Consider the following 13,767-nt stretch of genomic DNA (forward strand, 5'->3'; position numbering starts at 1 on the left):
CCGCTCTCATCCGTGAGTTAGCAAAAACAGCAACCGCGCGATCGTGCCCGGTTGCTGTTGCTTATCTTTTCTCAACGTTAAGGCTTTATTTCACCTCTTTAAAGCGCGCAGTGAAATGTCGCAGTACGGGCGGCTCGTAAGTAAATTCCAGCCCTTTGACGTTCGCCGCGTTGGCTTTGACCTTTTCAAACGCTTCGATAATAAAATCCATGTGCGTTTGCGTATAGGTCGCGCGGGGAATGGTAAGTCGCAGCAGCTCCGCTGGGGAGGCAAGCTGCTTGCCTGTTGCCGGGTCACGCCCTAGCAGCAAAGAGCCAATTTCCACCGCGCGAATCCCCGCAACTTTGTAAAGCTCACACGCCAGCGCATGCGCTGGGAACTGCTCCGCCGGAATATGGGGCAGCAATTTTCCAGCATCAACAAACGCCGCATGACCGCCTGCTTGCTGGCAAACGATACCCAGTGCTTCTAACCCATCGACTAAATATTGCACTTGGCTGATGCGATAGGCGAGCCACTCTTGGCGCATGCCGTCATACAGGCCAACCGCTAAACGTTCCATCGCGCCGCCTTCCAAACCGCCATAGGTTGGAAAACCCTCTTGCACCACACACAAAGTGCGACATTCGTTGTACACATCCAGCATGCGATCGTCTTTAAAACAGAGCAAACCACCCATCTGTACCATGGCGTCTTTTTTCGCTGACATCGCCAATCCATCGGCGTAGCGGTAGGCTTCTAAGGTGATTTCGGCAATGCTTTTTTCCTGATAACCCGGCTCGCGCTGCTGAATAAAATAGGCGTTTTCCGCAAAACGCGCTGAGTCCATAATCACCGGAATGTCGTAGCGCTGCGCGATTTCATACACCGCTTTCAAGTTGGCGATCGATACAGGCTGTCCGCCCGCCGAATTGCAGGTGATGGTGCTGACAATATAAGGAACATTGGCAGGCCCGGCTTCAAGGATGGCGTGTTCAAGCTTTTCTAAATCAAAGTTGCCCTTAAAATCGGCGGTCACCGAAGTGTCAAACGCCTCTTCGGTGTAGACGTTTTTCGCCACGCAGCAGTTGATTTGCGTATGCCCTTGCGTGGTGTCGAAAAAATAGTTGGATAGCGCGACCATTTTACTGCGATCTAACCCTTTCTCCTGTTCGCGTTTTTTAATCAGCACCGGAATATAAATTTGCTCTGCGCCGCGACCTTGGTGCGTTGGGATGGTGTATTGATAGCCAAAAATATCTTGTACTGCATTTTTTAAGGCGTAGTAACTGCGGCTACCGCTGTACGCTTCATCACCACGCAGCATCGCCGCTTGCATGTCTTGCGTTACTGCGCCGGTACCACTGTCGGTCAACAGATCGATAAACACATCTTCGCTGTCGAGTAAAAACGGATTCATACCGGCATTGATAATCGCCTGTTGGCGATATTCTTCTGTGGTGCGTTTTACTGGCTCAATAACACGAATACGAAATGGTTCTGGAAGATGTTTGAAATTGTTCATTATTATTACCTTTCTTGCAGGTAATCAGATCCCGCCCGAATAGAGACTCAGAATATTCAGGATAAATATATTTAAAGCGTACTTTTTCGCACGCTACGGAAATAACCGTTCGCATGTGAATGAGTAAGCAGATTGTGGGATTCTGATTAATTAACTGTTTATTATTAATTTAAAATCAGACAGATAGTGGAATACCCACCAATAGAAGAGACTATGCAGGAAAGAAGAAAGCGATTTTGTAATCTTTAGTAAACCAATAGCTTGAGTAGTTGTGCATATCCATATCACCACCATTTGAAATCGGATTGTTTCAAATTTGTCATATGAATATCAATATAATCAATATTAGTGAATTTCACTATAGTTTATTTTGCGATATTTACCTCGTTTTTAGAATTTATCACTCTATTATTTGTCAATATGCAGCAAGGACACGAGAATAATAGCGTGCTTTCAAAGGGATGTCGCCACGACCCACAACGCCGTGGCGAGTTTTATCCTTTAGCGCTTATCGTGAATCACTTCGTTGAGTAGGCGATCAATCACCGTGACCACTTGTTCACTGGACGATTCCATTGCTTCCAGTTGGCTGACTAAACGGTTCATATCACGCTTGCCGCCCGCATCCAACGCGGCGCGGCCAGCGTCGTGTACACGCTGATGTGGCGTTTTCAAGCTGCCATAGCTGGCAAGGTGACTGTACTGCTTAGCACCTTGTCCTTCAAAGTACCAGCGCCCTAAACGGCATTCGCTGTGACTGTTCACCACAGTGTCGAATTTGCGGCGGTTAATGCTGTCGTAGACATTATTTTTCCACACTGCATGGTCAAGCTTCACCGTGTCAAGGAAGGCTCGGGTTGTCGCTACGCGGATCACCTCCTGCATTTGGCGGGATTTAACCACCACATCGCTGACCACAGCGCCGATTTGTTCTGACGAGCTGGCAACTTCCAACGAATAAGTCTGGTTTTTACCGATCGACTGTTTGATGTCTGAGGTTTGCACAATCACTTTGTTGACCAACTCTTCGATTTGCTCACTGGCCGTATGCGCTTTGCCCGCTAAAGCGCGCACTTCATCCGCTACCACGGCAAAACCGCGCCCGGCTTCACCAGCGCGTGCCGCTTCAATCGCAGCATTGAGCGCCAACAAGTTGGTTTGTGCAGAGATCTCTTGAATCGCGTGGATAAGCTGTCCGATGGAGGATGCGGTGTTTTCCAACACTTGCGCCCCTTGCATATTGCTGTTGGCCTGTTCATTGATGCGTTTGGCACGACTTTCCAACCTTCCCAGCGCGGCGTGCGTTTGTTCGAACATCTCGTCCAATTCGACCAGCGACTCGCGCTCACGAATCAGCTCTTCGGCGCTAGAGGCAAGCCCGGTGCGAATCGCTTCAAGCATAGTGCCGCCTTGCAGTTGGCTTCTTACAAGAGCCGACTCAATAAAACGCGATTCTTTCAATTCTTGTATTTCTCGCTCTTTTTGCTCAATTAAGGCAGAAAATTCGGCGATTTCGATGGCATGTTGTTGTTTGGCATTGTCCAACTCACTCTGTAATTGGCGTATTTCTGATTTGAGTTTTTGATTAAACATGACTGGCTTTCCTAGTCTCTTCTCACCCTGCAAAGCGGGAGGGCAAAATGGAGTTTCTTTTTAAATGTTATTCGCATCACTTCAGGGCACATCACACTCGCCGTTGGGGCTCATACATTGCACGGGAGTGGCAGCAATCACTTTCCCTCACCTAAGCCGGTGTATTTTCTCACTAGTGTCACGGTTTTAATATGGGCGAACTCTGTGGCACGGCTTTTTTTCTGTGACTGCACTTGCGTTTATTGGTAAAACCAGTCAATTGACTAGCACACACCACACCAAAAACGCAACAAGGTGCATATTAAATTACTGATAATATTACGAATACACTAAAGAGTATTAGCAGACTCTAAGAAGCACGCAAGCTGGTCAGAGACGATTTTCGGAACATCGAGAAACGTTCAGGCAACCGCCTCCGTTGCCTGAACATAGATAGACGAGGGTTAGGATTTAGGATTGAGTACGCTGGTAAAGCGTTTGGCGTCAGGGCCAAAAGCGTGCTTAGCCAATCGGCGAATCTCTTGCAGAGTGACGCTGTGGGCGGTTTTGTCCACATCAAGCAACACATCCACCCCATAGCCGCTGATCAAATAACGGGTGTAGAACCAGCAACGTTGCTTGGGATCCTTGGCGAGATCTTGCAAAGCCAAGCTCAGTTGCTGCGCAGCGGTATCGACTTCTTGCTGCGTAATGTCATTCGCCAATTGTGAAAGTACGGTGTTTAATTGAGCTTCCATTTTTTCCACATCTTGTGGCGCCAATTGCGATTCAAAATACCAGTCAGAGACCGCTTCGTTGTCCAGTGCGATTGAAGTCACATTTGGGCTGTAATCTAAACTCGCCTCCTCACGTAGCTGTTTGAGCACGCGGCTGGTGCTGATGCGTTGTAGCATGTCTTCGGCAAACACCGCTTTACCCACCTTCACCTCACCCTGTGGATTCCACAGCCGCACAACGTACATGGATGACGCTTCTGCCCCTTCATTCAAAGATTGATAGACTTTGGAGTCTTGTCGATATTTTACGCTGAAGTCGATGGGTTCGGCGTCTTGCAACTGAATCGACGCCACATATTGACGCAGCAAGGGCGTTAATTGCTCGCTGGTCAAATCGGCAACAACGACCATCTTAAATCCATGATTTTTATGAAATAACTCTTGGTGCACGGCATGAATTTGTTCTGAAGTGACCTCCTTAATATCCTCCGGCAACAATAGCTGGTGACGGCTTTGCGGTTGGTAGAAGTTACGATTGATGCTCATAATCCACTTACCGACAGGCGAATCGACAAACGCGTCACGATTTTGCGCAAAGTTTTTCTTCGCCGCCTCAAGCTGTTTGGCTTCCACCTTGATCTCTGTTGTGGTGTTGTATAGAGCTTGCATCGCTACCGCTAAGTGCTTTTTCGCCGTGGTCACTTCAATGCCGTGGTGCGTCAAACCCAGATAGGGATAGAGGGCAACATCCTTGCTGCGCAAATAGCGATCAAGCTCCGGGCCTGAAAATTGTCCCAAGCCGCTTTGTATCGCCGCGGCTGTAGCCACTTCAAACGCAGCGAACAGCGAAGGATCCAAGGCTGCTTTACCACCTTGACTGGCAAAATTGAAGTAAGCGCGATCGCCTGCTTGTTTGTCTTGCTGGAACCAGACTTCCACCCCATTCGATAATTGAAAAACTTTAAAACCGCCGGGGTGGTCAGCCACGCTTAAAATGCGCCCATCCTGCTTCGGCTCAAGCAAGCCATTACTTTTGACATCCATATTGAGCGGCTTGATGCCCGCTTGTTGGTAAGCCGCACTAACGGCCTTGGTTGCCCCTACCCACTGGGCAATCTTATCGCCTCTATCTAAGCCCATGATGAATGCGGGATCCGAGGACAACAAATCGCGTAACTGCTGATTGGTTTGGCTTAAATCATGGCTGGCAACAAACTGGCTCAAGCTCTGCTGGTAGTCCGCTTTGGATTGATTGACGCTATTTTGCTCAAGGGCAAAAACGCGCTGATCAGCCGAGTAGGCTGGATTGTGCTTAGACCAATCGCTCTCTAGATTGTCTAGCCAGCCGTGATATTCAGCCAGCACCGTATCCAGCTCTTGCTGGGTCACGCCATGATCGCGCAGTGATGCGAGCGTGCTGGTGAACAACCGATTCATCTCATGGCGCTGCTCGGGTGCAAAAAATATCCCGGCAAAAGAGACTCGGCTGTAGTTGATGATTTCATTACCGGCGTAGACGTTCAAAAAAGGCTCTGCCGAATCATTCAGCGTTGCATACAAGCGCTGCTGAATGAGCTTGGCGCTAATATCATCACTCCAGTTTTGCCACTGCTGTGCGCGGTTCTGCACGCTGGCAGGACCGCGATCAATCACGTAATGAACGCTTGGCGATTCTAGTGAACTGCTCAGCAGCACCCGATCTTCAACCACTAAGGAGACATCACGCTGTTTTGGCAAAGGCTCAGTGGTGCTTGACTGCCAGCTCGAAAAAGTCTGCTGAATCACTTCACTCAACTGCGCAGCATCGACATTGCCAGTGACAATCAGTTCGCTATATTGCGGCTGATACCAGCGTTGATAGTAGTTTTGCAACGCCGTGGCCGTGGCATTTTGGATGGAGGCTTCCGAGCCCAGTACATCATGCTGATCGTAGGCCGTGTCATCAATCATGGCATTGTATAGATTATAAAAAAACGCTTTATCTTCCGGGCGAGAGCGACGCCACTCACCCAAAATCACCCCTTTCTCTTTTTCAACTTCATTGGGGTCAAACTCAAGGCCATCGCCAATGTCACGCATCCACGTTAACGCGTCTTTAAGCCGTTTATTGTCTGCCAGATCCAATTTATAAGTTGTTTGCTGGTAACTGGTAAAGGCGTTGATATCGGCACCAAATCTGCCCCCAGCTTGCTCAAACAGCTCAATCACTTGATTACCCGCAAAATGTTGGCTGCCATTAAACGCCATGTGCTCAATAAAATGCGCGTAACCTTGCTGCTGCGGCGTTTCTTGAAAAGAACCGCTATTGATCACCAAGCGCAGTGATACTTGCGAGTCGTCAGTAGGATAAAGGTGATATTTCATTCCATTCGGTAGTGTGGCCACCTGCCAGTTGCTGTCTGGCTGAAGTGGCAGTGACAACTCGGTCAGCGTGCATCCAGCCAGCAAAAGTGCAGGTATAACGGGTATAAACAGCATACTTCTCATTAATCTAGCCCTTCGTTAAATTGCTCTGACTAATATATCGAACAGCAGATATGCATACCATTCAATACTCACAACACCATGAAAGAGTTAGAAATCACTCGCAAACTGCTGTGTGAAACGAATCTGTCACGCTCTGATTATTAACGGCTAATCTTTAAGTAACGAAGAAGAATAAAAGTGATGCTGCCTATGTTGCCTATGCCTACTCTCCCTTTTCTGTCCAAGCTCGCCTTTCTCCTCACTTTGTTGCCTTTTGCCGTTTTTTCCGCCACTGAAACGGCGAGTACCCAGCAAAATGAGATCCACTACTTACCAATGAGCATTGGCCTCTTCGGCGGGTTAGCGATTTTTCTCTATGGCATGGAGAAAATGTCCGATGCGCTAAAACGCGTCGCGGGCAACAAGATGAAGCAGTGGCTTGCCAAACTGACCACTAACCGCTTAGCGGCGGTCGCAACCGGTACGGGCATTACTGCGATCATTCAATCGTCGTCGGTGACCACGGTCCTGTTGGTGGGATTTATTTCAGCGGGGCTAATGACGCTGCCGCAAGCGATTGGCGTGATTATGGGCGCCAATATTGGTACCACAGTTACCGCACAAATCATCGCCTTTAAAGTGACCAAAGCGGCGCTCGCGATGGTAGCAATTGGCTTTATGATGTTCTTTGTCTCGAAAAAAGAGACCACCCAGCATTACGGTAACATGTTGTTTGGCTTAGGATTGATTTTCCTTGGCATGAATCTAATGAGCGAGGCGATGGAGCCGCTGCGCAGCTACCAGCCATTCATTCAGTTAATGGCACACATGCACAATTTCTTTCTGGCGATCTTAATTTCGGCCCTATTTACCGCACTGGTTCAGTCCTCTTCCGCCACCACAGGGATTGTGATTGTGCTCGCTGGCCAAGGTTTTATTCCGCTAGAAACCGGGATCGCACTAGCCATGGGCGCGAACATCGGCACCTGCATCACCGCCATCTTCGCCGCGGTCGGAAAAAGCCGCGAAGCGATGCAAACCGCGGCCGTGCATGTGCTGTTCAATGTGCTGGGGGTGATGATTTGGTTACCGCTGATTGGTTGGCTGGCGCAAATGAGTATCGCACTTTCACCGACGCAACCGGGCCTAAGCGGGGTGGACAAACTGGCCGCCGAACTGCCTAGGCAAATTGCCAACGCCAACACCCTGTTCAATGTGCTTAACACCGCGATCATGCTGCCCTTTGCGGGGGCGTTTGTCTGGCTGGTGCGCAAAATTCTTCCTCCTCAATCGGGCGAGACAAAAACGCAATTGCAGACCAAATACATTGACGCAGCGTTTCTTCCCACCCCTGACATCGCGCTCGATCAAGCGAAACTGGAGATTGGCCGAGTCGGACGACGGGTCTGTAACATGCTCAACATGTTGCCTCCTCTCGCGCCAGGTTGTAAAAAGCGCCAAGAAGTGCTCGCGGTGAGAGACAAACTCAAAGAAATTGAAGCGATTGAAGAGGAGGTCGATCAACTGCATGGCGCTATTCTTTCCTATCTTGGCCAACTGCGCAAAGAGCCACTTTCTGATCAACAAAGTGCGCGGCAGATCAAATTGATCAGCATTAGCCACCAGCTCGAAAGCGTCGCCGATATCGTCGTCAACTCGCTCTTGCCACTGGCCTATAAAGCACTTAACGATGACATCAGCATCAGCCCAGAGATGCGCAAGACCTTAGACACAGTGCAAGAAAAAGTGAATCACACGTTACTGGATGCAGTTAACTCGGTGCGGCGCAGCGACGCCGCCGAAGCGCAAGCAGTAATCAACGCCAAGCGTGAGCTCAATGCGTTGATTGATGCGGTGTTGGCCCATCAGGCGCAACGATTGGCGGTGCAAGATGGCAATCGCCTACGAGTTTTCCGCTATGAGATGGAGTGGGTGGAATCACTCAAACGCGTGTATACCTTAGCCAAACGGATGGCAAAGGTGCAACTGCGCAACAGTGCCAGTGAAGAGGAGAGCCAATCGGTCGCCAGTTAGCTATTGACTTTCCGACGAGCTCAACGAATCCTCACGCTCAAGCAAGCAAAAAGGAATGCCGTGGCATTCCTTTTCTGTGGCTACTTGCAAGTGGCGCTTAAGCCTGATTAGCTGCGTTTGGCAAGTACTTGGTCGATGTCCGCGGCGCTGTGTCTTTCAGCCACCCTCTCCCACTCCTCGCCCCACGTGCGGTTGACAATACGCCCGCGTTGCACGGCGCTACGCTGTTCGATCGCTTTTGCCCAGCGCACCACGTTTTGATAGCTCGCCACATCCAAAAACTCCGCTGCGTTGTACACGGTGCCGAGCACCAAATTGCCATACCAAGGCCAGATGGCGATATCGGCAATGCTGTACTCATCACCCGCAATGTAGGCATGTTGTTTGGCTAACTGTTTATCCAACACATCCAGTTGGCGTTTGGCTTCCATGGTAAAACGGTTGATCGGGTACTCAAATTTTTCCGGCGCATAGGCGTAGAAATGGCCAAATCCGCCACCAAGATACGGCGCCGAGCCTTGTAACCAAAACAGCCAGTTCATCACTTCAGTGCGCGCAGCGAGATCGCTTGGCAGGAAGTGGCCAAATTTTTCTGCGAGATAGAGCAAGATGTTGCCCGACTCAAACACATTGATCGACTGCTCTGCAGAGCGATCGACCAATGCGGGGATCTTCGAATTGGGGTTGACCGCCACAAAACCAGAAGAGAACTGATCGCCATCGCCGATTTTGATCAGGTGCGCGTCATATTCCGCTTGTGAGACGCCGAGCGCCAGTAACTCTTCGAGCAAAATGGTGACTTTTTGCCCATTGGGCGTGCCCATTGAATAGAGCTGCAACGGATGTTGCCCTACCGGAAGCTCTTGTTCAAAGCGCGCACCGGAATCAGGTCGGTTGATGCTCGCCCACTGACCGCCGTTGTCCGCATTCATGGTCCAAACTTTAGGTGGAATGTAGGTATCTGCCATGATGTTTCCTTATGTTATTGGAGGGTGACTTAACCAATATCAGGGCAAGGGAGTAAAAACAAAAGCACTCAAGACAAAACATTGTCGTCTTATCTAGAACATTTGGTTATGTAAACGAAAAACCGGGCAGGAGTGCCTGCCCGATCTGATTTTAGGAAAAACAAACCACTTAGTGTTGTAGTTTTAGTGTCACGCCATTGTAGCTTGAGTAACCACGCAGCATCACATGGTAGGTGGTGCCGGGTTGCGCATTGACCGAACAACTCTCGCTGTTGCCGTTGCGATAAGGGCGGCAATCCCAAGAACCTGTGGTGGGTTTGCTGCCAGCCTTGAGATAGAGATCCGCATCGCCGCTACCGCCAGAGATGGAAACCACCGCACTCGCTGCACTGTCCACGGTAAAGGTGTAGAACTCAAGCGAACCGGATGCGCCAGAGAGGTTGTTCACTGGCGTACCATTGACCAGCACACGTGAGTTGTTTGGTACACAGTTTGCGTTGACACCCACTTGGTTAAACGCATCAACCACATCGTTCACGCTGTATCCCATGTCACCAGCCGCTTTTGCTACGCCACAAGCACCAGCATCAAAGGTACTGCTCGCGGTCCAGTACAGTTGGTTTGCCAAGGTAAACACTTCAAAGCCTTTGCGCACGTTCCAGCCGGACTTGTTCGCCAACAGGTAGAAAGCGCGGTTGTAAACACCACTGGAGTGGTGCACGTCCAAACCGTTGTAGTATTGCGAAGCATGGTCGATTGAGCGTCCATCGCGTGATGGCTGTTCAAAGTAGCGCAGACCGCCGCTCGATTTGAAAATATCCGCCCCAACTAACCAGTCAACGCTGCCTTTCATGTAAAACTCAGCCGCTTCACCAGCGATATCAGAGAAGGCTTCGTTCATACCGCCGGACATGCCGCTGTAAATCAGCCCTGAGTTTTGCTCGGTAAAGCCGTGGCTCACTTCGTGGGCACTGACGTTGATATCAACCAATGGATAGAAGGTTGAAGCGCCATCACCGAAGGTCATCGCAGAACCATCCCAGAACGCATTCTCATAGCTGCTGCTGTAGTGAACGCGCATGGTCAGTTTGAACGTCAGCGGAGCCGTGTTCATCCAATCTTGATACATGTCGTACACCACTTTACCGAAATAGTGTGCATCATTGAGTGGAGAGTATGCGCCGTTAACCGCTTTGTAGTCGTTATAGTTGCTTTCACCAGGACAACTATAGCTGTATGCGGTGCTTCCCGAGGTTCGGTTCTTCAAGTCAACGGTTTTGACCACACTGTTGTCCATGGTACAGGTGGTGCCCACTTTGTTGATGACAAAACCCGGGTAGTTCGTACCGTACTCATAGCGGCCTGTTTTGCTGTTTCCGCCAGGACCAGTACCGTGCGCCGTTGCATGGTTAAGGCCATCCCAGCTTTGCAGCACTTCGCCACTGTTGGCGTCAATGAACATAAACGGACGAGATGGCTCTTCTTCAGCAACAAAGAAATTAACTAAGTAAACCACCTGCGCTTTGTTATTTTCGTCAAGGCGCACCATCAGTTGACCGTTCTCGTTTTCAACCTTAAAAGGCTGGCCATTGAAGCTGATCGTCTGGTGGCGTTGCAGCGCAATGTTGATGGCTTGTTTGAGGTCGATAGCTGGTTTCACCGAGGCCACATCGCCTGCGATGCCTTGCGCCATGGTGCCATAAACATTGCTTAAACCTGACTGAGTTTCTGTTGCGACCACCGCAGTGTCAAAGACAGGGATCCCTTGGTAAGTCTGCTGATAACGGACTCGTACCTGACCGTTAGGAAGCTGAACACTCTTGACTGCCTGAAAGCCATTTTCAACTGGAGCCACACTTTGTGCCTGTAGCGAAAGCGCCTGCTCCAAGATATTGCTATCGGATACGGGGACCATCTCGGCGGCTGTGACTGGAAGAGAACAGATGACTCCGGCTGCAATCAGCCAAGGAATTTGACGTTGGTTGTGTTTCATTCTTGATTCCTGTTGATATAGTTTTTCCTTCTCCAACCTCATCTATGTGGTTGAAGGCCAACGGAACACCGCTGGCACGAGAAAGATGGTCAACAAAAAATCACTCAGCCAATTTTTTATAAAAATAAATTTAACCATATGTATACAAAATGATACATATTATTAACATTGAGACATTCAGTATTGATTGATTTTATAAAATACAACTATAAAAATCAGTGAATTATTCGCTAATTATATTTTTGTGCTTATTTGTTTTGACACAGAGTTATCAATAACATTACTGCGAACATTCTCTCAAAATCTCGCTTAAGAATTTGATTTATTTGTGTTACATGCAGGGTTCATTCACAAGGAGAGTTCATGAAAATTGCAATTTTGGACGATTATCAGGATCAGGTGCGGCGCCTTAGCTGTTTTTCGCTACTTGATGATCATCAGGTGACAGTCTTTAATCAAACCATCAACGACGAAACAACACTGGCGCAGAGGCTTCAGCCCTTTGAGGCTCTAGTCCTCATCCGCGAACGTACCCCGATCACTGCTTCCCTACTTCGCCAACTGCCAAACTTACAGTTAATTAGCCAAACTGGAAAAATCAGCAACCATCTCGATCTCGCTGCCTGTACACAAGCCAACGTGGCAGTAGCCGAGGGAATCGGCTCGCCGATAGCACCCGCGGAGCTGTGCTGGGCCTTGATCATGGCCGCGCGTAGGCAGTTACCTCAATATCTCAACAATCTACAACGCGGTCGCTGGCAGCAAAGTGACTTGCCGGGGCTTGGGCAAACACTGCACGGACAAACGCTCGGGATCTGGGGTTATGGCAAGATTGGCCAGATGATTGCGCAGTTTGGTAGAGCATTCGGCATGCAAGTGTTGGTTTGGGGCAGTGACGCGTCGCGACAAAAAGCGCAGCAAGATGGCTTTGACGCAGCGAAAAGTAAAAGCGAGTTTTTTTGCCGCGCGGATGTGCTTTCACTGCATTTACGCTTAAATGATGCAACGCGTGGCATCGTCACTCAAGCAGACTTAGCGCAGATGAAATCAAGCTCGTTGTTTGTCAACACCAGTCGGGCCGAGCTGGTACAAGCCGGGGCGTTATATCGACAAATGGCTGACAACCCAGACAAATTTGCCGCCGTTGATGTCTACGAGCAAGAACCCGCCAACGCAGAGAATCAACCGCTGCTGACTTTACCCAACGTGCTCGCCTCGCCACACCTCGGCTATGTTGAGCAAAACAGCTACGAGCTGTACTTTCGCTGTGCGTTTGAGAACATTAATGCGTTTGCCAATGGTAAAGCGCAAAATATCGCCAATCCTGAGACACTCACCGCACAAATAAGCGCGATTTAAGATCTGTTTGTACCTGTTTAGTTAGTAGAATGGCAATCTGTGCTTAGCAAACGATAACCACGTGAAACGGAGTCACCATGATCAGTTGCAGCCAATATGACTACATTGAAATCGCCTGCTTATATGGCATTGCGGTTGAATTAACTTTAATCAACGGCAACAGCATTTCCGGATTGGCCCTCACGACCAGTTACAACCAACAGAAGCAGGAATGTATGGAGATTGAAGTTGGCGGCGATGCAGTGTTGGTGCCCACTAAACAGATCCTCGCGATGACCGCACTTTGCGAAAATCCCCATTTCACTCAAATTGAATTCACCCAAGAGTGAGATGAGAGAAGGAAGAAGAGGAGCCTTGTCGGGCTCCTCTTAATGTAAGGAACGAACTAGATAACTGACGGGCGAAACTTCGCCAAATAGTTAGTGAAATTGTGTGTTCTTTGCTGATGGTGTCTTTTTAAGCCGATTAGAATTTATAACCACCAGTGAACATCACAACCCAAGGGTCAATCGTCACATCGGTTTTATAGGTTGTACCACCCGCTTTGTAAGTTGCTTCGGTATCGATATCGGCATACCACAAAGAGGTGTTGAGGAACCAAGTGTCGTTCAGCGCGTAGTCAACACCGACGTTGGCCACCAATCCCCAAGAATCTTCTAAGCTCAGATCCGACAGGCCGGCACCTTTGCCGCGATCGTTAAACCCTTCGTCAAAGAACATGGTGTAGTTCAGACCTGCACCAACGTAAGGGCGCCACGTGCTCTCTTTGGTGCCAAAGTAGTACTGCACCATAAAGCTCGGTGGTAAGTGCTTGGTTTTGGCGATGTTGTCCAAACCGCCCAGTTCTGTCGAAATGTTGTGGCTAAATGGCGTTGCTGCCAGCACTTCGAAACTGATGTTGTCGGTGTACATATAGCCAAACGTGAGACCAAGCTGGGTGTTTGAGTCAACTTCCAACTCATTAGAGGATCCCAGAATCTTATCGCTGCTGTCGTTTGGCATCACAGAGGCTAAACCGACGCGTAAGATGTAGTCGCCTTCTGCATGCGCAAGAACGTTTGCGGAAAAAAGCGCTGCAACCACTGCAAGACTAGAAAGTGTTTTTCTCATTGTTTATTCCTTTTATGTAGGGCT

At 49.3% G+C, this 13,767-nt stretch carries 9 protein-coding genes; 3 read left to right on the forward strand and 6 right to left on the reverse strand.

Annotated features, from left to right (window positions below):
• Positions 1-85: 85 nt before the first annotated feature.
• The 3 genes from tnaA to UF06_RS00985 form a co-directional block, all read right to left on the reverse strand.
• Positions 86-1,504 carry a tryptophanase gene (gene tnaA / locus UF06_RS00975; protein ID WP_045568769.1) on the reverse strand — a complete coding sequence of 473 codons (1,419 nt, stop codon included), beginning with the start codon at positions 1,502-1,504 and terminating at the stop codon, positions 86-88.
• Positions 1,505-2,005: 501 nt separating this feature from the next.
• The gene (locus UF06_RS00980; protein ID WP_045568770.1) at positions 2,006-3,097 is read right to left on the reverse strand and encodes a methyl-accepting chemotaxis protein; all 1,092 of its coding nucleotides are present in this window, start codon (positions 3,095-3,097) and stop codon (positions 2,006-2,008) included.
• Between the two features lie 443 nt (positions 3,098-3,540).
• A complete protein-coding gene (locus tag UF06_RS00985) occupies positions 3,541-6,300 on the reverse strand; it encodes a M16 family metallopeptidase (protein WP_045568771.1) in 2,760 nt (919 codons plus the stop codon).
• Between the two features lie 189 nt (positions 6,301-6,489).
• Between UF06_RS00985 and UF06_RS00990 the strand changes: the two genes are divergently transcribed.
• Positions 6,490-8,313 carry a Na/Pi cotransporter family protein gene (locus tag UF06_RS00990; protein ID WP_242401970.1) on the forward strand — a complete coding sequence of 608 codons (1,824 nt, stop codon included), beginning with the start codon at positions 6,490-6,492 and terminating at the stop codon, positions 8,311-8,313.
• A 107-nt stretch (positions 8,314-8,420) separates the two neighbouring features.
• Here UF06_RS00990 and yghU read toward each other — a convergent pair whose 3' ends face one another.
• Complete coding sequence (gene yghU, locus UF06_RS00995) at positions 8,421-9,281, reverse strand: glutathione-dependent disulfide-bond oxidoreductase (RefSeq protein WP_045568772.1); 861 nt, start codon at positions 9,279-9,281, stop codon at positions 8,421-8,423.
• Between the two features lie 169 nt (positions 9,282-9,450).
• A complete protein-coding gene (locus tag UF06_RS01000; RefSeq protein WP_045568773.1) occupies positions 9,451-11,274 on the reverse strand; it encodes a M4 family metallopeptidase in 1,824 nt (607 codons plus the stop codon).
• 363 nt (positions 11,275-11,637) lie between these two features.
• Here UF06_RS01000 and UF06_RS01005 point away from each other — a divergent pair, with 363 nt between their 5' ends.
• The gene (locus tag UF06_RS01005) at positions 11,638-12,633 is read left to right on the forward strand and encodes a D-2-hydroxyacid dehydrogenase family protein (protein ID WP_045568774.1); all 996 of its coding nucleotides are present in this window, start codon (positions 11,638-11,640) and stop codon (positions 12,631-12,633) included.
• Positions 12,634-12,710: 77 nt separating this feature from the next.
• A complete protein-coding gene (locus UF06_RS01010; RefSeq protein WP_039428436.1) occupies positions 12,711-12,962 on the forward strand; it encodes a Rho-binding antiterminator in 252 nt (83 codons plus the stop codon).
• Positions 12,963-13,098: 136 nt separating this feature from the next.
• Here the strand turns inward: UF06_RS01010 and ompW are convergent, their stop codons facing one another.
• On the reverse strand, positions 13,099-13,743 hold the full coding sequence (gene ompW / locus UF06_RS01015; protein ID WP_039434653.1) for an outer membrane protein OmpW: 645 nt from the start codon (positions 13,741-13,743) through the stop codon (positions 13,099-13,101).
• Positions 13,744-13,767: the final 24 nt, after the last annotated feature.

This window comes from Vibrio sp. S234-5, assembly GCF_000960595.1.
Classification (GTDB): domain Bacteria; phylum Pseudomonadota; class Gammaproteobacteria; order Enterobacterales; family Vibrionaceae; genus Vibrio.

Bases quoted from the DNA above. Each gene is read 5' to 3' on its own strand.
- UF06_RS01010 (WP_039428436.1), top strand. From the start codon at position 12,711: ATGATCAGTTGCAGCCAATATGACTACATTGAAATCGCCTGCTTATAT.
- UF06_RS00980 (WP_045568770.1), bottom strand. From the start codon at position 3,097: ATGTTTAATCAAAAACTCAAATCAGAAATACGCCAATTACAGAGTGAG.
- UF06_RS01005 (WP_045568774.1), top strand. From the start codon at position 11,638: ATGAAAATTGCAATTTTGGACGATTATCAGGATCAGGTGCGGCGCCTT.
- UF06_RS00985 (WP_045568771.1), bottom strand. From the start codon at position 6,300: ATGAGAAGTATGCTGTTTATACCCGTTATACCTGCACTTTTGCTGGCT.
- tnaA (WP_045568769.1), bottom strand. From the start codon at position 1,504: ATGAACAATTTCAAACATCTTCCAGAACCATTTCGTATTCGTGTTATT.
- yghU (WP_045568772.1), bottom strand. From the start codon at position 9,281: ATGGCAGATACCTACATTCCACCTAAAGTTTGGACCATGAATGCGGAC.
- ompW (WP_039434653.1), bottom strand. From the start codon at position 13,743: ATGAGAAAAACACTTTCTAGTCTTGCAGTGGTTGCAGCGCTTTTTTCC.
- UF06_RS01000 (WP_045568773.1), bottom strand. From the start codon at position 11,274: ATGAAACACAACCAACGTCAAATTCCTTGGCTGATTGCAGCCGGAGTC.
- UF06_RS00990 (WP_242401970.1), top strand. From the start codon at position 6,490: ATGTTGCCTATGCCTACTCTCCCTTTTCTGTCCAAGCTCGCCTTTCTC.